At 64.1% G+C, this 18,168-nt stretch carries 16 protein-coding genes, 1 tRNA gene and 1 other RNA gene; 3 read left to right on the forward strand and 15 right to left on the reverse strand.

The genetic code is table 11. The annotated features are described in order from the left end of the window. Nucleotides 1–12 precede the first annotated feature (12 nt). The 4 genes from frr to rpsB all read right to left on the reverse strand — a co-directional run bounded on the left by frr (nt 13) and on the right by rpsB (nt 3,221). Complete coding sequence (gene frr / locus CJO11_RS05865; protein ID WP_095011880.1) at nt 13–570, reverse strand: ribosome recycling factor; 558 nt, start codon at nt 568–570, stop codon at nt 13–15. A 2-nt stretch (nt 571–572) separates the two neighbouring features. Next, entirely contained in the window at nt 573–1,295 is a 723-nt protein-coding gene (gene pyrH / locus CJO11_RS05870) for a UMP kinase (RefSeq protein ID WP_095011881.1), read from the reverse strand. 152 nt (nt 1,296–1,447) lie between these two features. Continuing rightward, nucleotides 1,448–2,374 carry a translation elongation factor Ts gene (tsf, locus tag CJO11_RS05875; protein ID WP_095011882.1) on the reverse strand — a complete coding sequence of 309 codons (927 nt, stop codon included), beginning with the start codon at nt 2,372–2,374 and terminating at the stop codon, nt 1,448–1,450. A 91-nt stretch (nt 2,375–2,465) separates the two neighbouring features. Further along, nucleotides 2,466–3,221 (reverse strand): 30S ribosomal protein S2, encoded by a 756-nt coding sequence (rpsB, locus tag CJO11_RS05880; protein ID WP_095011883.1) that lies wholly within the window; start codon nt 3,219–3,221, stop codon nt 2,466–2,468. Nucleotides 3,222–3,575: 354 nt separating this feature from the next. On the opposite strand from rpsB, the gene CJO11_RS05885 reads away from it, so the two are divergent. Then, complete coding sequence (locus tag CJO11_RS05885; RefSeq protein WP_095011884.1) at nt 3,576–3,854, forward strand: hypothetical protein; 279 nt, start codon at nt 3,576–3,578, stop codon at nt 3,852–3,854. Here CJO11_RS05885 and CJO11_RS05890 read toward each other — a convergent pair. From CJO11_RS05890 to CJO11_RS05910, 5 genes are all read right to left on the reverse strand, one after another. Next, the gene (locus CJO11_RS05890; protein WP_095011885.1) at nt 3,817–4,638 is read right to left on the reverse strand and encodes a CDP-alcohol phosphatidyltransferase family protein; all 822 of its coding nucleotides are present in this window, start codon (nt 4,636–4,638) and stop codon (nt 3,817–3,819) included. The two genes, CJO11_RS05885 and CJO11_RS05890, sit on opposite strands and share 38 nt — an antisense overlap. Beyond that, nucleotides 4,638–5,387: a phosphatidylserine decarboxylase gene (locus tag CJO11_RS05895; protein WP_095011886.1), complete on the reverse strand. Its 750-nt coding sequence runs from the start codon at nt 5,385–5,387 to the stop codon at nt 4,638–4,640. The genes CJO11_RS05890 and CJO11_RS05895 overlap by 1 nt, the downstream gene beginning before the upstream one ends. 62 nt (nt 5,388–5,449) lie before the next feature. Then, nucleotides 5,450–6,580: a beta-ketoacyl-ACP synthase III gene (locus tag CJO11_RS05900; RefSeq protein ID WP_095011887.1), complete on the reverse strand. Its 1,131-nt coding sequence runs from the start codon at nt 6,578–6,580 to the stop codon at nt 5,450–5,452. Nucleotides 6,581–6,642: 62 nt separating this feature from the next. Beyond that, nucleotides 6,643–10,086, reverse strand: coding sequence for a calcium-binding protein (locus tag CJO11_RS05905; RefSeq protein ID WP_095011888.1), 3,444 nt, complete (start codon nt 10,084–10,086; stop codon nt 6,643–6,645). A gap of 121 nt (nt 10,087–10,207) precedes the next feature. Then, nucleotides 10,208–10,293 (reverse strand) — tRNA-Tyr (locus CJO11_RS05910). A 159-nt stretch (nt 10,294–10,452) separates the two neighbouring features. Between CJO11_RS05910 and rlmB the strand changes: the two genes are divergently transcribed. Further along, complete coding sequence (gene rlmB / locus CJO11_RS05915) at nt 10,453–11,259, forward strand: 23S rRNA (guanosine(2251)-2'-O)-methyltransferase RlmB (protein ID WP_095011889.1); 807 nt, start codon at nt 10,453–10,455, stop codon at nt 11,257–11,259. Nucleotides 11,260–11,335: 76 nt separating this feature from the next. Here the strand turns inward: rlmB and CJO11_RS05920 are convergent, their stop codons facing one another. Continuing rightward, entirely contained in the window at nt 11,336–11,608 is a 273-nt protein-coding gene (locus tag CJO11_RS05920; protein ID WP_095011890.1) for an HU family DNA-binding protein, read from the reverse strand. 219 nt (nt 11,609–11,827) lie between these two features. After that, entirely contained in the window at nt 11,828–14,215 is a 2,388-nt protein-coding gene (gene lon, locus CJO11_RS05925) for an endopeptidase La (protein WP_095013240.1), read from the reverse strand. Between the two features lie 202 nt (nt 14,216–14,417). On the opposite strand from lon, the gene CJO11_RS05930 reads away from it, so the two are divergent. Further along, nucleotides 14,418–15,266 carry a hypothetical protein gene (locus tag CJO11_RS05930; RefSeq protein ID WP_095011891.1) on the forward strand — a complete coding sequence of 283 codons (849 nt, stop codon included), beginning with the start codon at nt 14,418–14,420 and terminating at the stop codon, nt 15,264–15,266. A 23-nt stretch (nt 15,267–15,289) separates the two neighbouring features. Here the strand turns inward: CJO11_RS05930 and CJO11_RS05935 are convergent, their stop codons facing one another. The 4 genes from CJO11_RS05935 to CJO11_RS05950 form a co-directional block, all read right to left on the reverse strand. Then, entirely contained in the window at nt 15,290–15,631 is a 342-nt protein-coding gene (locus CJO11_RS05935; protein WP_095011892.1) for a YbaB/EbfC family nucleoid-associated protein, read from the reverse strand. Beyond that, nucleotides 15,628–17,478 carry a DNA polymerase III subunit gamma/tau gene (locus tag CJO11_RS05940; protein ID WP_095011893.1) on the reverse strand — a complete coding sequence of 617 codons (1,851 nt, stop codon included), beginning with the start codon at nt 17,476–17,478 and terminating at the stop codon, nt 15,628–15,630. Before CJO11_RS05940 ends, CJO11_RS05935 begins: the two co-directional genes overlap by 4 nt. Before the next feature lie 95 nt (nt 17,479–17,573). Then, nucleotides 17,574–17,668: signal recognition particle sRNA small type (gene ffs, locus CJO11_RS05945), an RNA gene on the reverse strand. A 152-nt stretch (nt 17,669–17,820) separates the two neighbouring features. Continuing rightward, on the reverse strand, nt 17,821–18,099 hold the full coding sequence (locus tag CJO11_RS05950; protein ID WP_095011894.1) for an ETC complex I subunit: 279 nt from the start codon (nt 18,097–18,099) through the stop codon (nt 17,821–17,823). Nucleotides 18,100–18,168 lie beyond the last annotated feature (69 nt).

An 18,168-nucleotide genomic window follows, 5' to 3' on the forward strand; every position in this document is an offset into this window, starting at 1 on the left:
ATCATGGCGCAATCACTGCGTCATGATCTCCTTTTCCTTGTGCTCGGCAGCGGTGTCGGTCTCGGCGACGTACTTGTCGGTCAGTTTCTGGACCTCGTCCTCGGCGCGCTTGCGCTCGTCTTCGGAGATTTCCTTCTTCTTTTCGTCTTCCTTGAGCGCTTCCATCCCGTCGCGACGGACATTGCGGATCGCGATCTTGGCCTTTTCGGCATACTGCCCGGCGAGCTTGGCGAGTTCCTTGCGGCGCTCCTCGGTCAGGTCGGGGATCGGCAGGCGGATCGTCTGCCCGTCGATCATCGGGTTGAGGCCGAGGTTGGCGTGGGCGATGCCCTTCTCCACCGCGATCAGGTTGGACTTGTCCCACACCTGCACGCTGAGCATCCGCGGTTCGGGTGCGGATACGGTCGCGACCTGGTTCAGCGGCATCATCGCGCCGTAAACCTCGCACACCACCGGATCGAGCAGGCTGACGTTCGCGCGCCCGGTCCGAAGGCCCGAAAGGTCGCTCTTGAGCGAATCGACCGCGCCTTTCATCCGCCGCTCGATGTCGGCCTTGTCGTACTTTGCCATTGTCAGGCTTCCTCTTGCACTATCGTCTGGACGCCCTCGCCCGCCAGCACCCGCGCGAGGTTGCCCTTCTCGCGGATCGAGAAGACCACGATCGGGATCCCGTTATCGCGGCAAAGCGCCACGGCGGAGGCGTCCATTACTTTGAGATTATCGGCCAGCACCTTGCCGTAGCCGACCGTGTCGAACCGTTTGGCACTCGCGTTCTTCTTGGGATCGCTGTCATACACGCCATCGACGCTGGTGCCCTTGAGCAGCGCGTCGCAGCGCATTTCGGCGGCACGCAGCGCAGCGCCCGAATCGGTGGTGAAATAGGGCGCGCCGACACCGGCAGCGAAGATCACCACGCGGCCCTTCTCGAGATGGCGCTCTGCACGGCGGCGGATCACCGGTTCGCACACCTGGTCCATCTGGATCGCCGACTGCACGCGGGTCGGCACGCCGACTTGTTCGAGCGCGCTCTGCATTGCCAGCGCGTTCATCACCGTGGCGAGCATTCCCATGTAATCGGCCTGCGCGCGGTCCATGCCCTGCGCTGCACCTGCCATCCCGCGGAAGATGTTGCCGCCGCCGATCACCAAGCAGATTTCCAGCCCGGTGTCCTTGGCCGCCTTCACTTCCTTGGCAAGCTCCATCACGAACGAAGGATCGATCCCGAACTGCTGGTCCCCCATCAGCACCTCGCCCGAAAGCTTGAGCAGGACGCGTTTGAACTGAGGGAGAGCCATGGAAGAAGTGTCTCGCGCAACTATCGGGTAATCGCGCGCCCTTATAGGGTGAAGGCCCTTTGCGGCAAGGGCGAAGGCACTCGGCACTTCACACGAAAACGGTCACCGAACGCTTAGTCCGGCGACCGCTTGTTTCGTATCGGCGAGTGCGATCAGCCGGCGACGGCGGCAGCAACCTCGGCAGCGAAGTCGCTTTCTTCCTTCTCGATGCCTTCGCCGAGCTGGAAGCGGACGTAGTCCTTCAGCACGATCGCTGCGCCGGCATCCTTGCCGGCCTTGGCGATCACGTCGGCCACCGGGGTCTTGTTGTCCATCACGAAGACCTGGCTGAGCAGCGCGTTTTCCTTGGCGAACTTCTTCACCGCGCCTTCGACCATCTTGGCCTGCACTTCCGCGGGCTTGCCGCTTTCGGCAGCCTTTTCGGCAGCGATCTTGCGCTCGCGCTCGATCGTGTCGGCATCGAGGCTATCGGCGTCGAGCGCCTGCGGGAACGCGGCGGCGATGTGCATCGCCAGCTGCTTGCCGAGCGGCTCGAGTACGTTGGCCGGGGCATCGCTTTCGAGCGCGACGAGCACGCCGATCTTGCCGAGGCCGTCACCGGCGGCGTTGTGCATGTAGGGCACGACGACGCCGCTCGACACTGCGACCGACTTCATCCGGCGAACCTGCTGGTTCTCGCCGATGGTGGCGACATTGTCGGTCAGCTTGTCCGCCACGGTGCCGCCATCGGGATAAGCAGCGGCCTTGAGCGCGTCGATGTCGTCAGCCGCGAGGCCGAGCGCGACCGCGGTGGTCTTGCGCACGAAATCCTGGAACTTGTCGTTCTTGGCGACGAAGTCGGTTTCCGAGTTCACTTCGACGGCAACGCCCTTGGTGCCTTCAACCGCGACACCCACGAGGCCTTCGGCCGCGGTGCGGCTGGACTTCTTGGCGGCGGTGGCGAGACCCTTGGCGCGCAGCGCGTCGACGGCGGCTTCGATGTCGCCGTTGGCCTCTTCGAGCGCCTTCTTGGCGTCCATCATGCCCGCGCCGGTCTTCTCGCGCAGGGCCTTCACGTCAGCGGCAGTAAATGCAGCCATTGTTCGTATTCCTTCTGGTCAAATTGAAATGCGGGCACCGGGCAGGACTGCTGTCCGCCCGGCACCGTGAAGTCGCGTTAGGAAGCGCGTGTTACGCTTCGGCGGCGGCTTCCGCCGGGGGCTCGTCCATCGCGCCGATATCGGCACCCGAATCGGCCACCGCGGCGCCCTGGCCCTTGGTCGCGGCCTCAGCGAAGGCATCGCAGTAAAGGCGCACAGCGCGGCTGGCGTCGTCGTTGCCCGGGATCGGGAAAGCGATGCCGCTCGGGTCGACGTTGCTGTCGAGCACTGCGACCACCGGGATGCCGAGCACGCCGGCTTCCTTGATCGCGAGGTCTTCCTTGTTGGCGTCGATCACGATCATCACGTCAGGGATGCCGCCCATGTCGCGGATGCCGCCGAGCGAAAGCTCGAGCTTGTCGCGTTCGCGCGTGAGCTGGAGGATTTCCTTCTTGGTCAGGCCCATCGTGTCGCCCGAGAGCTGCTCTTCGAGCGTCTTGAGGCGCTTGATCGACTGCGAGATCGTCTTCCAGTTGGTGAGCATCCCGCCCAGCCAGCGGTGGTTGACGAAGTGCTGTCCCGAAGCGCGGGCGGCCTGTGCGATCGGCTCCTGCGCCTGGCGCTTGGTACCAACGAACAGAACCTTGCCGCCGCTGCGGACGGTGTCCTGCACGAATTCGAGCGCGCGCGCCATCAGCGGCACGGTCTGCGACAGGTCGATGATATGAACACCGTTGCGGGCGCCGAAGATGTACGGCTTCATCCGCGGGTTCCAGCGGTGGGTCTGGTGGCCGAAGTGTGCACCGGCCTCGATCAATTGCTGCATGGTGACGACAGGAGCCGCCATAGGTATTTCCTTTCCGGTTGTGCCTCTGGAAAGCTGGAACCCGTGCGGAGACCCCGCTGCGGGCACCGGTTGTCAGTGCCTTCCATGTGGATTTGGACCCGAGTTTCCGAGGGCCGGAAGGCCATCGAAGTCCCGCGAACGGCGCGCCCTTAGCGTTGGGGGAAGCGAAAATCCAGCCTCAATTCATCGCGGGGGACACGCAATATGCCGCAAAATCCGCTTGACAAGCGGAACAAAAAGAGAACATAAGTTCCTTACCGACCGAATCAGGGGAACCAGTCGGGCGGAGAGTGATTATCACCACGTTGTCCACTGGTTGTCCACAGCCTTACGGACCTTGAAGGATAGAGTTTCATGATCGCAGCATCGATCCCGTTCCTGTTCGCCGCCGTCGCGATTGCGGCGTTGGCAGTCCTGACCGACGGGTTCGTGCGGGGACGCAACGCATGGCGCAGCTTGCAGGCGGATCTCGCGCGACTCGATTCGGTGTACGAGATCATGGTGCGCTTTGAGAGCGGAGTGGAAACCGGCTGCAGCCGAATTCCCGAACTGCGTCGGGTCCCCGGCCATGCAGGTCGCGCATCTCGCCGTCCGGCTAGTGCGCCTGTGCTGGGGCAGCGCGTTGCCGCTTGATCCGCGCATAGCGAACGATCGATAGTGGCATCAGCGCAAGGTAGCCCGCGCAGATTACGATCAGCGTCCACCACGGCTCCATCAGCAGCGCGCCGCACAGCATCCCGATCACCGCGATCAGCTCGAGCCGCACGTTGCGGCGCGGACGCAACGAAGTCCAGCTGAACGTCGCCATGTTCGAGATCATCAGCACCGCGATTGCCGACAGCCACAGCGCGACGGCAACCGGCTCGCGAAACTCGTCGCGCCCTGTCGCGATCCACAGGTAAACCGGCAGGAACGCCAGCCCCGCCCCGACCGGCGCAGGCACCCCGGTCAAGAACCCGGCCGACTTGTGCGGTTGCTCGTCGACGTCGATCATCGCATTGAACCGTGCGAGGCGCAGCGCGCAGCAGATTGCAAACGCCAGGCTGGCGAACCAACCGAGCCGCGGCAAGTCCTGAAGCGACCACAGGAACAGGATCAAGGCGGGCGCCATCCCGAAGCTCAATGAATCGGCGAGGCTATCGAGCTCGGCCCCGAACCGCGACTGCGCCTTGAGCAGCCGCGCGATCCGCCCGTCGATCCCGTCGAGCAGTCCGGCGAGCAGGACCGCGAGAATCGCTTCGTGCCACATCCCGGCAATCGCAAATCGGATCCCGGTAAGTCCAGAGCACAACGCCGCTGCGGTGATCGCGTTGGGCACTACGGCCCGCAGGCTCAATCCGCGCGTTCGCCCCGCTGGCCCAAGCGGGACTTCGTCTTCGGCGGCCTTGGGGCCGATCCGCGGACGGTCGTCGCCCATTACTGGCTGACGCCCTCGATCATCAGCTGGGTGCCGACTTCGGCCAGCACGGTTTCACCGGCAATAACGGTCTGGCCGAGCACCACGCGCGGTGCGGTCCCGGCGGGCAGGTAGACATCGACCCGGCTGCCGAAGCGGATCAGCCCGATCCGCTGGCCCACCGCAATCATGTCGCCCGGTTTGACGAACGGCACGATCCGCCGCGCGACCAGCCCGGCGATCTGGGTGAAGCCGATCGCCAGCCCATCGGGTCGTTCGATCAGCAGGTGCTGGCGCTCGTTCTCTTCGCTCGCCTTGTCGAGATCGGCGTTCATGAACTTGCCGGGAATATACACCACCCGCTGCACCGTGCCGCCGATCGGCGCGCGATTGATGTGCACGTCGAACACGCTCATGAATATCGAGATCCGGGTAACCGGCCCGGGCGGAAGGCCAGGCGCACCGCTGCCGTCATCCTCGACGAGTTCGGCGGGCAGTTCGACTTCCGAAATCAGCGACACCATACCATCGGCCGGCGAGACGATCAGCTTGTCGCCCTGCGGTACCACCCGTTCCGGATCGCGGAAAAAGGCGAGCACACCGAGCGTGAGGAAGCCAAGCGGCCAGGCGATCGTTTCCCACGCAAGCAGCGCGGTCACCAGGCTCGCGGCGGCGGTAATGAGGGCGAACTTGCGTCCTTCGGGGTGGATCGCCGGCCATTGCCAGCCCGCGTCGCCCCGCCCGTGGTTGTCGAGTATTTCTCCGGCCATGCCCCGGTCCTTAGGGTTCCGCCGCGCGGCTCACAAGCGAAACCGACCCGCTCGAAGGCGCTTCAGGCAACCTTGCGCACGAACACCGTACCCGCCGAATACCCGGCACCGAAACTGCAGATCAGCCCGGCATCGCCAGCCACCAGGTCGGCGCTGTGCTTATGGAACGCGATGATCGAGCCTGCGCTCGAAGTGTTGGCATAAGTGTCGAGCACAGTCGGGCTTTCGTCCGCGCTGGCCTCGTGACCCAGCACCCGCTGCGCGATCAGCCGGTTCATCCCTGCGTTGGCCTGGTGGAGCCACAACCGGCGCAGCGTTTGCGGATCGATCCCCAGCCTTTCCGCTTCCTCGACGATCATCGCCGCGACCATCGGCACCACTTCCTTGAACACCTTGCGCCCTTCCTGGACGAACAGCTTGTCCGCGCCGCCGATGCTTTCCGGATGGGCGCGGTTGAGGAAGCCGAAATTGTTGCGGATGTTGTTGGAGAACACCGTCTTCAGCTTGGTGCCGAGGATCTCCCAGTGGCTCTCCGGGGCCATCGCCGCGTCTTCCACCAGCACTGCAGTTGCCACGTCGCCAAAAATGAAATGGCTGTCACGGTCGCGCCAGTTGAGGTGCCCGCTGGTGATTTCCGGGCTCACCACCAGCACGCTGCGCGCGTTGCCGGCGCGGACATAGTCGGCCGCCGTCTGGATCCCGAACGTGGCCGAGGAACACGCGACGTTCATGTCGAAGCCGAACCCGTCGATCCCCAGCGCGTGTTGGATCTCGATCGCCATCGCCGGATAGGGCCGCTGCATGTTCGAGGCCGCGCACAGCACCGCATCGACGTCCGCCGGATCGCGACCGGCGGTCTCGAGCGCTTGCCTTGCTGCGGTCACCCCGATTTCGGCCATGATCGACAGCTCGTCATTGCCGCGCTCTGGCAGGCGCGGGCACATCGTATCGGGGTCGAGCACCGAGGCCTTGTCGACCACGTGGCGTGCCTTGATTCCGCTCGCCTTCTCGATGAATTCGACCGAACTCGGCTCAAGCGCAGCAACTTCGCCCGCAGCAATCGCATCGGCATGCGCGGCGTTGTGGCGTTCGACAAATGCGTTGAAGCTCGCGACGAGCTCTTCGTTGGTGATGGTTTCAGGCGGGGTAAAAAGGCCCGTCGCCGAAATCACGGGGCGTTGCGTCCAGTCCATCGACGCGGGTTAGGCCGCGCGATCGTATGCGGCAAGCACCAACGTACCGAGCGCCGGTGTCGTCAGAGGATAAAGTCGCCTGCCTGCAACGCCAGCTGGCCGGTGAGCAGGAGTGCGAAATCCGCAGTGCCATCGCCGTTGGTATCGCCATAGACATAGGTCGTGTTACCGACGATTTCAGCGCGCAGCTCGCCCGCATGGCCGCTGAATGCAGCGCCGTCGATCCACGTGAACGCCTGGTCCCCGGCAGTGCCCACGTCGGCGTCGATGTGCGAGAGATCGATCAAGTCGCCGTCGGCCGAAGTGAAATCGGTGATCCGGTCTGTCAGCGCGGTGTCGGCTGAAAGCGAGCTATCGTCGAAGATGAAGGTGTCCATACCGGTGCCACCAACCAGGATGTCGCGCCCGGCACCGCCATCAATGAAGTCATCGCCCGCCTGTCCGTTGACGATATCGTCGCCAACTCCGCCGAACACCTGGTCGTTGCCGCCGCCGCCATAGACCCCGTCGTTACCGGTACCGCCATAGGCAATGTCGTCTCCGGCGCTGCCGTAGAGCCGATCGTTGCCGGCATCCCCGTACAACTGGTCCGCACCGCCACCGCCGAACACGGCGTCGTCCCCGTCACCGCCATAGACCAGGTCGTCGCCCGCCTGGGCGCGCAGTTCGTCCGCTCCGCCCAGGCCGGTCAATGTGTCATTGCCCGCCCCGCCAATGAGCTTGTTGTCCGCGCCGTTGCCGATCATGACATTGTCCTGATCGTTGCCGTAGGCGAGCAGAATGCCATCGCTCAGCTGGAGCGTTTCGACATTGGCATCGAGCCTGTACCCGTCGATCCCGACATAAACAGTGTCACCCGTTCCGCCGGACACTGTTTCGACAATCGAATCCGACAGGTTGTCGACGTAGTACGTGTCGTTCCCGTCACCGCCGGCCATGATGTCGGCCCCGGTTCCGCCATCGAGCAAGTCGGCCCCGGCCCCGCCATCCAGGGTATCGTTGCCGTCCCCGCCGAGCAGCTGGTCGTTGCCGTCCCCGCCCGCCATGACGTCGGCCCCTGCTCCACCGTCCAGCAAATCGCTCCCGGCCCCGCCATCCAGCGTGTCATTGCCGTCGCCGCCGAGAAGCTGGTCGTTCCCGTCCCCGCCAAACAGATGATCGGCACCGGTTCCCCCGTCGAGCACGTCATCGCCGCCGAGGCCGTAGAGATCGTCGTCGTTTCCGCGACCCAGCAAATGGTTCGCGGCGTCATTGCCAGTGATGGAGTTGTCGGCTGCGTTACCGTTGCCATTGGTAACGCCGCTGCCTAGGATCAGGTTCTCGAAGTTGGCCGGCAACCCATACGTCGGATAAGTCGTGTCGAGTATCTCGATCGTGTCGATCCCGCCGCCTTTCGCTTCGACAAGCGTGGCGCTGCGGTCGCTCAGAACATAATAATCGTCGCCCGCACCGCCATCGAGCAGGTCCGCCCCGGTCCCGCCATCGAGCGTATCGTTGCCGTCGCCGCCATGGAGCTGGTTGTCGAGCGCATTGCCGACAAGCACGTCATTTCCGGCATAGCCGAACAGCTCGATTCCCGAGGCCCCCGCATCGATGCGGTTGTCGAGAGCGTTGCCCCCGCCGAGTTGCGCTCCGCCGGAGAGTGTGAGGTTCTCCACCAGATCGGGCAGCTGCGCGTAGTCGATTGAACTGACGATCGTATCGATATCGTTGGTCCCCTGTTCGGTGACCTGGTCGCCAGCGTAGTCGATGTAATATGTATCGGCACCGAGCCCGCCCGACATCACGTCGGCACCGGTTCCGCCATCGAGGATGTCGTCACCGCTTCCGCCCACGAGGGTGTCGATGCTGGCACCGCCGAGCAACGTGTCGTTGCCGTCGCCGCCTTCGATGAGGTCGCGGCCCGAATTCCCCATCAGGGTATCGTTGCCGCCCCCACCGATCAGGTGATCATCGCCGCCTCGCCCATCGATGGTGTCATTGCCGAGGAAACCGTCCAGTTCGTTGGCCCCGTTGCTTCCCAGCAACGTGTCGTCGCCATCCGAACCCCTGACCGACTCGATGTTGCGCAGGATGTCCTGGCCAGCCGATCCGGCGTCCTGGCGACCGGTAACGTTGAGGTCGATCGTGACCGGCCCGAGGTAGCCCGAATAATTGACGAGGTCGGTTCCGTCCTTGCCGTCGAAAATATCGTTGCCGAAGCTCCCGTTGAACTCGTCATTGCCGGATCCGCCGACGACGTAATTGTTGAGGTCGTTGCCCTCGAGAACTGCATCGCCCGTGCCTACAAAAATGAGGTTCTCGATGTTGTCGGGGAGCGAGGCATAGTTGAACTTGGTGAGGACCGTGTCGTTGCCTTCGCCGGGCTTCTCGTGGGCCGTATCGCCGATATCATACAGCAAATAGGTATCGTCGCCCGGGCCGCCCGACATCGACTGCCCGCCAGCCGGACCGCCGAGGGTATCGTTGCCCGCAAGGCCGATGAGGTTCGAACCACGAGTGATGACATCGTCACCGTTGGTGGCCGACGGCTGTGCGGTGGCCAGGTTTATCAACTCGACCCCGTCGGTCGTGATCGCTGACAGGTAATTGCCGTCGGCGCTCACCTGGAGCAGATCGCCGTACTTTGCTTTGATGCTGGTGAATTGGGTGCTTTGAAAGTCGATGTCGGCATCGAGCTGGTAGATTTCCACCGTCTGGCCGGTTGCCAGGTCGACCTTGGCGATCGCGCTTCCGAACAGCGAAATCCAGGCGATATTGTTGACTTCGTCGATGTCCGAACCGGCGCTGGAATACTGGTCCAGTTGCTTCACGAATTGAAGGTGATCGTCCACCAGCACGTTCTGGTCGGACGACAGGATCAACGATCCGTCGGTCGAAATCGCGCCAGCGCCGGACAGCGGCGGCGGTACGGACGCGCCGGCATAGGGATCGGCAATCCTGAGCTCGCTCGCGATGATCCCGACCCCGTCCTTGTAGACTTCGGAGGTTTGCTGAACGCTGTTGCTAAGGATGTAGACGGTCGACCCGTCGGCCGAATCGATCAACACTGCGCGGCCGCTGCCAGGCGAAATCCCGCTGTCGGAAATCAGGCCGGTTGACGGATCGAATGCACCCAGATTGCTGTTGGTGGAATACGACACGAGCATATCGCCCGACGCGACTGCAGCGATGTCGTAAGGCACACTGGGCACATCGGTGTAGAGCACGAACTGCGAAGGGCTCACCGTCTGGTTCACCAGGTCGATCGTGAAGATCGTGACCATGTCTTGGCCGTTCACCGACACAGTATCGAGCGCGCCGGCCACGAGCGTGCTCCCATCGACCGACACATCGAACGCGCCGACGGCCATACCGAGATCGTAATTGTGGGTTATCGAACCGGTGGCGACATCGACTACTTTGATCGAGTTGCCCTTGGCGATGTAAACTGTTGCGCCATCCGAAGAGAACTTCGAATCCGAAATGGCACCCGTCAGAACCTGAACAATCCCCGCACTCGACATTGCGACCCCCACCGCAAACCAATCCGATGTCTATGAACCACAATGGTTTTTCGGGTGCAAGTATTACTTTGAAATCGCGACGAGCCGTTCCGGTCGATTGCCAGCTATTAGCCTGAGAGGGTGGTGGACAGGGCTGGATTCGAACCAGCGTACGCTTGCGCGGGCAGATTTACAGTCTGCTGCCTTTAACCACTCGGCCACCTGTCCACACAGGGCATCGATTCCGGCGATGAAAAAGGCCCTGCAGGGCAGGGCCGGCCGACCGAGAGGCGCCCCAATGGCGAAGCGGTGCTTGCCTGTCAATGGGGCGGCTGGCAGGAGGCGCGACGATGACGACGAATGATCACAATTCAGCGAGGGGCCGCAATGGCCAAGGGTGACCGCAAGCGGGCGATGCGCGGCCGCGCGGGCCGGATGCAGGGCGGGCGCGGCTCGGGCCGAGCCAGCGCGGGCCAGGTGCGCCTGTGGGGCCGCCATGCGGTCGAGGCCGCGCTCAAGAACCCCGAGCGCCAGCACCGCAAGCTGTGGGCGACCCGCGAAGGCATCGAATCGCTGGACGGCGAACTGCCGCCCGATTTCCCGGTCGAATATGCCGACGGGCACGACCTTGCCCGACTGGTCGCGCGCGACGCACCGCACCAAGGGCTGGTGCTCGAATGCGCGGCGCTGGAGGACGTCTTCCTCGCCGACGTGATCGGCGATCCGGAACGCCCGATCCTCGTGCTCGACCAGGTGACCGATCCGCACAACGTGGGCGCTATCCTGCGCTCGGCGGCCGCGTTCGATGCCGCCGCGATCGTGACGCAGGACCGCCACGCACCGCCCGAATCGGGCACGCTCGCCAAGTCCGCATCGGGCGCGCTCGAGATCGTGCCGTGGGTGCGGGTGGTCAATCTCGCTCGCGCGCTCGAGGAGCTCGCCGAGGCGGGATATTGGCGCATTGGCCTCGCCGGCGAAGCCGAAGCGACCCTGGCGGAGGCCATGCCCGCGGGACCGGTGGTGCTGGTTCTGGGGGCGGAAGGCGAAGGGATGCGGCACAACATCGCCGCGCACTGCGATGCACTGGCGAAACTGCCGATCTCGGATGCGATGGAAAGCCTCAACGTGTCGAACGCGGCCGCGATTGCGCTCTACGCCGCGGCGACACGGTCGGCGCCCGGCGCGGATTGTTGAAGCGAGATATGCGAACGCCGCGCACCCTCTCCGGGTCGCGCGGCGTGCGTGAGACCTTTCGGCGGGCCCTGGCGCCTTAGTTGACCGCGTCCTTGAGGCCCTTGCCGGCCTTGAACTTGGGCTGGTTCGAAGCCTTGATCGTCATCGGTTCGCCGGTACGCGGGTTGCGCCCGGTCGATGCCTTGCGCCGCGCCACGGTAAAGGTGCCAAACCCGACCAGCCGCACTTCATCGCCCTTGGTCAGGGCCGTAGAAATGGAATCGAACACGCCTTCCACTGCGCTTGCCGCGTCACTCTTGGAAAGGCCTGCCGTTTCGGCGACCGCACTGATCAGATCGTTCTTGTTCATCCGCTAAACCCCCTAGGAATCCTCAGGTCGGTGATCCGCGATCCGAAGAGACTCGGGGAATCACCCTGCGTGAAGGCGCGGAGTTGAGAGATTTTTGGCGCGCGAGTCAAAGGCAAATCCGGCCATAAGCCGGTTGCCGCCCCCTTTCGGCACAAAACGTGCCGAAACAGCGCCGAACTTGGCGGTTCCGTAGCGGCCGTTAGCGAACGACCCGAGGGGTCAGTGCGCGCGGCTGCTGTCGCCAGCAGACGGGGCCGGCTGGCTGGCGAGGTCGTCGGCCTCGCTCCATTCGATCTCGCTGAGCGGCGCCACCAGCGCCCGTTCGAGCACCTGGTCGACATGGCTCACCGGCACGATCTCGAGGCCATCCTTGATGTTCTGCGGGATCTCGGCGAGGTCCTTCACGTTCTCTTCCGGGATCAGCACAGTCTGGATGCCGCCGCGCAGCGCAGCGAGCAGCTTTTCCTTCAGCCCGCCGATCGCCAGCACCCGCCCGCGCAGGGTCACTTCGCCGGTCATAGCTACTTCGGGCCGCACCGCGATCCCGGTAAGGGTCGAGACGATCGAAGTGACCATCCCCACGCCCGCGCTCGGCCCGTCCTTGGGCACCGCACCTTCGGGCAGGTGGATGTGGATGTTGCGCCGTTGGAAGAGCGAGGGCTTGATACCATAGGCAGGCGCACGCGCCTTCACGAAGCTGAACGCCGCCGCGATGCTTTCGGTCATCACGTCGCCCAGCTTGCCGGTCGTCTTCACTTCACCCTTGCCCGGGGTAGTGACGCTTTCGATCGTCAGCAGTTCGCCGCCAACTTCGGTCCACGCGAGCCCGGTGACTGCACCGACTTGCGCCTCGTCCTCGCTCATGCCGTGCTTGAACTTGCGCACCCCGGCAAACTCACCGAGGTTTTCGGGCGTGACGGTGACGCTGGTCGCCTGCTTCTCGAGGATCTTGCGCAGGCTCTTGCGGGCCAGCCGGGCGATCTCGCGCTCGAGCGTACGCACGCCCGCTTCGCGAGTGTAGTAGCGGATCAGGTCGCGCAGCGCAGCTTCGGTCAGTTCGAATTCGCCATCCTTGAGGCCATGCGCCTCGACCTGCTTGGGCAGCAAGTGACGGATCGCGATCTCAACTTTCTCGTCCTCGGTATAACCCTCCAGCCGGATGATCTCCATCCGGTCGAGCAGCGGCTGCGGCAAGTTGAGGCTGTTCGCGGTGGTCACGAACATGATGTCCGACAGGTCGAGGTCGAGTTCCAGGTAGTGATCCTGGAACTTGCTGTTCTGCTCGGGGTCGAGCACTTCGAGCAGCGCCGAGGCGGGATCGCCGCGGAAGTCCTGGCCGAGCTTGTCGATCTCGTCGAGCAGGAACAGCGGATTGCTGGTCCCGGCCTTCTTGAGGTTCGAAACGATCTTGCCCGGCAGCGAGCCGATATAGGTGCGCCGGTGGCCGCGGATTTCGGCTTCGTCGCGCACACCGCCCAGCGACTGGCGCACGAATTCGCGGCCCGTGGCGCGAGCAATCGACTTGCCGAGCGAGGTCTTGCCGACACCGGGCGGGCCGACGAGGCACAGGATCGGGCCCTTGAGCTTGTTGGTGCGCGCTTGCACCGCGAGGTATTCGACGATCCGGTCCTTGACCTTTTCGAGCGCGTAGTGATCGGCGTCGAGCACTTCCTGCGCCTTGGCGATATCCTTCTTCAGGCGGCTCTTCTTGCCCCACGGCAGGCCCAGCAGCACGTCGAGATAGTTGCGGATGACGGTCGCTTCCGCGCTCATCGGCTGCATCGTCTTGAGTTTCTTGAGCTCGCTTTCGGCCTTAGTCCGCGCTTCCTTGGACAGCTTGGTCTTGGCGATCTTTTCGGTCAGTTCGGCGATCTCGTCGCCGTCTTCGCCGTCGCCACCGCCAAGCTCGTTCTGGATCGCCTTCAACTGCTCGTTGAGGTAATATTCGCGCTGGGTCTTTTCCATCTGGCGCTTCACCCGGCCGCGGATCTTGCGCTCGACCTGGAGCACCGACAGCTCGCCTTCCATGAACGCCATGACCATTTCGAGCCGCTTAAGCGGATCGCGCTCGGTCAGCAGCGCCTGCTTATCGGCCACCTTGGCACCGATCGAGGCCGCGACGGTATCCGCCAGTTCACCGGCATCGTCGATGTCCGCCAGTTCGGCACCGGCGCCTTCGCCGACCTTCTTGTTGAGCTTGGCGTATTCACCGAACTGTTCGACCAGCTGACGCATCGTCGCGACCACTTCGCTGCCGGCAGCGGTCTGCTCCTCGATCGGCTCGATTTCGGCCAAGTGATGTCCGGCCTCGAGCCGAAGCGAAACCAGCTTCGCGCGCGCGGTGCCTTCGACCAGCACCCGCACGGTGCCGTCGGGCATCTTGAGCATCTGCAGCACCTGCGCGATCACGCCGACATCGTAGAGGTCGCTCTTCTCAGGATCGTCGCAGCCCGGCTCGAGCTGGGCAAGCAGGAAGATGTCCTTGTCGCCCTCCATCGCCACTTCGAGAGCGGCGACCGACTTGTCGCGACCGACGAACAGCGAAACCACCTGGCCGGGAAAGACCACGATGTCGCGCAAGGGGAGTGTGGGAAGCAGCTGGGTCATCTGAAACAGGTCCAATTCATCGCGGTGCGAATGCGGCTCGCCGCCGCCTTGGTCAGGATATGGGAACCCGGGCCGCCACCCGCAATGCCCCGCCACTCGATAGCTGTGGAAGTGTGATTTGTCGCATTCTTACAATTCGATTGAGTCGGCTGACCATAGACTTGTCTCGGGATTAGCTGGTTTTTCAGCCGAGCAGGACAGGATGGGACAGCAGGTATCAATCGGTGGCGAAGAGGCCACCAATGCGGCGGTCTATGTCATCAAGGCCGAGGATATCGCCGCGCTCAACCACCTGCGCCCGAGCCATCCAAGGCCCGTTCACCTCGAATGGATCAATCGCGGGACCGACCAGGTGCTGCGCCCGACGACGGTCGAAATGTTGCTGCGCACCCTGTTTCGCGGGGAAGCCTCGCCAAGCGTCGCCAAGCTGCACAATTCATCGGGCCTGCGCGCGTATTTCATCTCCGACCAGCAACGTGACCAGTTCGCCCGCCTGTTCGAAGTAGCGCGCCAGAAGCAGCATCTTTTTTCCGAAACGATCGTCACGGCGATGTTCGACCGGCAGGAATCGGCGCGCGAAGCGATCGAAGCGCTCAAAAGCGCCGGTGTCCCGGCCAAATCGATTTCGATCATGTGGCGGGTCGATGATTTCATCGCCACCGGTGGCGAGGCCTACCGCGGCCATTCGAAGCGCAGCGTCGCGGCCGCAACCGCTGCAAGCGGGATTCTCGGATCGATCCTCGGGGTCACGACGCTGGCGATCGAAGGAATCGGCCCGGTTGCGATGGCCGGGCCGCTGCTGGCAGTCGCGGTCTCGCAAGTCAGCGCGGTGAGCGGCATGATTGGCGCCACCGGCGGGGCGATCGCACGGATGCTGTCCGACCACGACGTCGACGGGCGCGACGCGTCGTTCTTCGAAAGCGAGATCAAGCGCGGCAGGGTGTTCGTGGGGATCGATCCCGAGGTGGTCTCTCGCGAACGCGAAGAACTGGAAGACATCCTGCGCGCGCACGGCGGCCATTTCGCCGCCCGCAGACCGACCGTGACCTAACTTCGCAAGACAGCCCGGCTCGCTCAGCCCATCCCCGGCAGGTTGAATCCCGGCGGCAGCCCCATGCCCGACTGGATCTTCTGCATTTCCTCGTTCGCCACCCGGTCGGCCTTGCCCCGGGCATCGTTGAACGCGGCGGTGACGAGGTCTTCCAGCATCCCCTTTTCTTCGGGCTTCATCAGGCTGTCGTCGATCGACACACCCATGATCCGCCCCTTGGCGGTGCAGCGGATCTTGACCAGCCCGCCGCCCGACGTGCCTTCGACCTCGATCGCATCTAGCTTCGCCTGGGCATCGCCCATCTGCTGCTGGATCGTCTCGGCAGCCTTCTGCGCGGCCTGGATCATTTCTTCCATCGATTTCATGCGGATCGGCTCCGGTTTCGGGTTTCTGTTTCGTCCTCGTCAAGCAGCTCGGCGTCGGGAAACGCCTCCAGCGTCGCCTTGACCAGCGGATGCTCGCGCAGCTTGGCTATCGCAGCAGCCTGTGCTGCCTCGTCGCGTTCGACCAGCGTTGGCCTGGCATTTGCCGCTGCCGTTCCTTCGACGCGTTCGACCTCCCACCGGTTCCCGGAAATCTCGAGCAGAGCCTGCCGCAACTCGGGCAACAGGTCTTCGGCAAAGCCTTCTGCTTGCGCAAAGACCAGCTTGCCGGGTTCGAGCGTGATCGGGCGAACCTGCATCCGCAGCCGGGTGCCGAGGTGGAGAAAGCGCGCCTCGATGCGCCCCACCAGGTCGGCCCAATCAATCGCGGCGAGAGCCTGGGCGGAAGTTTCAGCGGACGGAGATCCGTTAGTTGCAGCAGCAGCAGCAGCCGTCGCAGCCGCGACTCCGTTCGCCGCGAGAGACTCCAGCTTCTTCACCAGGCTGCCCGGATCGGGCATCTCGCCCGCATGGAGTGTGCGCAGGAGCGCCATCTGCGCGGCCACCAGCGGATCGGGCGCACCGCGCACTTCGTCGTATCCCCTGAGCAGGAGCTGCCACAGCCGGTGGAGCTGGCCCGGGGCAAGCCGCGCGGCCCATTCCTCGATCGCGGCGCGCTCTTCTGCTGTCGGAGCATCAGCCCCGCTTCCGCCTACCTGCTCCACAGTGATCCGGTTGGTCAGGTCCATCAACGCCCGCATCAACGCGAGTGGCTCGACGCCAAGCGCATACTGGTCTGCAAGCGCCGCCATCAGTCCCTTGGCATCGCCTTCGAGCAGGCACGCGAACAATCGCCGCTGCGCGCCCTTGTCGGCGAGACCGAGCATGTCGCGGACCCGCGCGGCGGTGACCTTGCCGTCGGCATCGAGGTCGGCATGGGCAATCGCCTGGTCGAGGATCGACAGGCCATCGCGCACCGATCCTTCGGCAGCTGAGGCGATCATGTGCAGCGCCTCCGGCTCGGCATCGACGCCCTCCTGCTGGCACACGTGGGCGAAGTGATCCTGCAACAGTTCTGCCGGTATGCGCCGCAAGTCAAACCGCTGCGTGCGGCTGAGCACGGTAACCGGCAGCTTCTCGACCTCGGTTGTCGCGAACAAGAACTTCACGTGTGGCGGCGGTTCCTCAAGCGTCTTGAGCAACGCGTTGAACGCATTGCGGCTGAGCATGTGAACCTCGTCGATGATGTAGATCTTGAAGCGCGCGCTGACCGCGGCATATCGCACCGCTTCGATGATCTCGCGCACGTCGTCGACACCGGTGTTCGATGCCGCGTCCATCTCGATCACGTCGATGTGGCGGCCCTCGGCAATCGCCTGGCACGGCTCGCACACGCCGCACGGATCGATCGTCGGCCCGCCCTGCCCGTCCGGCCCGATGCAGTTGAGCGCCTTGGCGATCAGCCGCGCGGTCGAAGTCTTGCCGACCCCGCGCACCCCGGTCATCAGGAAGGCGTGGGCCAGCCGGTCGCGCTTGATCGCGTTGGCCAGCGTGCGGACCATCGGTTCCTGCCCGATCAGTTCGCTGAACGTCTGCGGGCGGTATTTCCGCGCGAGCACGCGATAGGGTTGCGTGGGCGACGGCGTCGCTTCGGGTGCAGCCTCCGATCGCTCGTGTGCAGCCGGTTCCGCCGGTGCGGGCGCTTCGATGGTAGGCTCGGGCGCGGGAACCGGATCGCCGAACAGCGCGCGTTGGCCCGCCGCCTCGAGCTCGGCGGCAGATGGCCCAGGAGCCTCCGCTTCGTCGGTCTGCCAGGGAAGGCCTTCGGTATCGTCCGGTGAATCACCCATTGCTTCGAATAGGTAGGCGCTCGGTCGCCGATTGTCATGCGGACAAGCTGCAAAACCGCGCTATTCCCACGGTTCAATTCGAATGTGGATGAACTGAAAAAGGAGCCGAGCGACCCGCTGCAATCTACCTGGGCTGCTTCCTTCCGGACCTGACCCGGTGAGCAAACGCGAACGTCCACCCGACTCCCGGCGCGCCATATGGAGATGGCGTTCCTGTTTGTCTAGCACGATACGGGCCATAGACCCGCAAGCGCGAACGCGCGCCCGCAGCGAGTCCAGCTTGCCAGCACTGAAGCGAGGAAAGCCGGGGCCGCGGATACAGCCTCCAGCTCCTGAGGAAGATTACCTGAAGTTATCCGCGTAGGCCTGGATCTTGAGCGTCTTGGGCGGCGTTGCGTGGACGCGGGCGGTGATGCCGTATTTCTCGGCATATGCCTGCGCTTCCGCCTTGCTCGGAAATGTCAGCTGGACCTGAGCCTGCGTATCGCCGCTGCCGGTCCAACCCATCAGCGGGTCCGCCCGGCGCGCTTCGGACTGCTCGAATTCGAGCACCCACTGATCGGTCCGGGCCTTGCCCGACTGCATTGCGTTCTTCGGTCGCTGGTAGATTCGTGCAGGCATCTTGGTCTTTTTCCCTCAAACGCCGGGCGGCGGACATCCGTCCGCCTTGGCTTCGCGGCAAAAGCCGCG

The sequence above is a fragment of the Tsuneonella mangrovi genome, assembly GCF_002269345.1.
In the GTDB taxonomy this organism is placed as follows: Bacteria; Pseudomonadota; Alphaproteobacteria; order Sphingomonadales; family Sphingomonadaceae; genus Tsuneonella; species Tsuneonella mangrovi.

What these genes read in the sequence shown, in the direction of transcription:
- CJO11_RS05895 (WP_095011886.1), bottom strand. Translation starts at nt 5,387, where the DNA reads ATGGCCGGAGAAATACTCGACAACCACGGGCGGGGCGACGCGGGCTGG.
- frr (WP_095011880.1), bottom strand. Translation starts at nt 570, where the DNA reads ATGGCAAAGTACGACAAGGCCGACATCGAGCGGCGGATGAAAGGCGCG.
- CJO11_RS05950 (WP_095011894.1), bottom strand. Translation starts at nt 18,099, where the DNA reads ATGCCTGCACGAATCTACCAGCGACCGAAGAACGCAATGCAGTCGGGC.
- rpsB (WP_095011883.1), bottom strand. Translation starts at nt 3,221, where the DNA reads ATGGCGGCTCCTGTCGTCACCATGCAGCAATTGATCGAGGCCGGTGCA.
- CJO11_RS05905 (WP_095011888.1), bottom strand. Translation starts at nt 10,086, where the DNA reads ATGTCGAGTGCGGGGATTGTTCAGGTTCTGACGGGTGCCATTTCGGAT.
- CJO11_RS05935 (WP_095011892.1), bottom strand. Translation starts at nt 15,631, where the DNA reads ATGAAATCGATGGAAGAAATGATCCAGGCCGCGCAGAAGGCTGCCGAG.
- pyrH (WP_095011881.1), bottom strand. Translation starts at nt 1,295, where the DNA reads ATGGCTCTCCCTCAGTTCAAACGCGTCCTGCTCAAGCTTTCGGGCGAG.
- CJO11_RS05940 (WP_095011893.1), bottom strand. Translation starts at nt 17,478, where the DNA reads ATGGGTGATTCACCGGACGATACCGAAGGCCTTCCCTGGCAGACCGAC.
- CJO11_RS05900 (WP_095011887.1), bottom strand. Translation starts at nt 6,580, where the DNA reads ATGGACTGGACGCAACGCCCCGTGATTTCGGCGACGGGCCTTTTTACC.
- CJO11_RS05930 (WP_095011891.1), top strand. Translation starts at nt 14,418, where the DNA reads ATGGGACAGCAGGTATCAATCGGTGGCGAAGAGGCCACCAATGCGGCG.
- CJO11_RS05885 (WP_095011884.1), top strand. Translation starts at nt 3,576, where the DNA reads ATGATCGCAGCATCGATCCCGTTCCTGTTCGCCGCCGTCGCGATTGCG.
- lon (WP_095013240.1), bottom strand. Translation starts at nt 14,215, where the DNA reads ATGACCCAGCTGCTTCCCACACTCCCCTTGCGCGACATCGTGGTCTTT.
- rlmB (WP_095011889.1), top strand. Translation starts at nt 10,453, where the DNA reads ATGGCCAAGGGTGACCGCAAGCGGGCGATGCGCGGCCGCGCGGGCCGG.
- tsf (WP_095011882.1), bottom strand. Translation starts at nt 2,374, where the DNA reads ATGGCTGCATTTACTGCCGCTGACGTGAAGGCCCTGCGCGAGAAGACC.
- CJO11_RS05890 (WP_095011885.1), bottom strand. Translation starts at nt 4,638, where the DNA reads ATGGGCGACGACCGTCCGCGGATCGGCCCCAAGGCCGCCGAAGACGAA.
- CJO11_RS05920 (WP_095011890.1), bottom strand. Translation starts at nt 11,608, where the DNA reads ATGAACAAGAACGATCTGATCAGTGCGGTCGCCGAAACGGCAGGCCTT.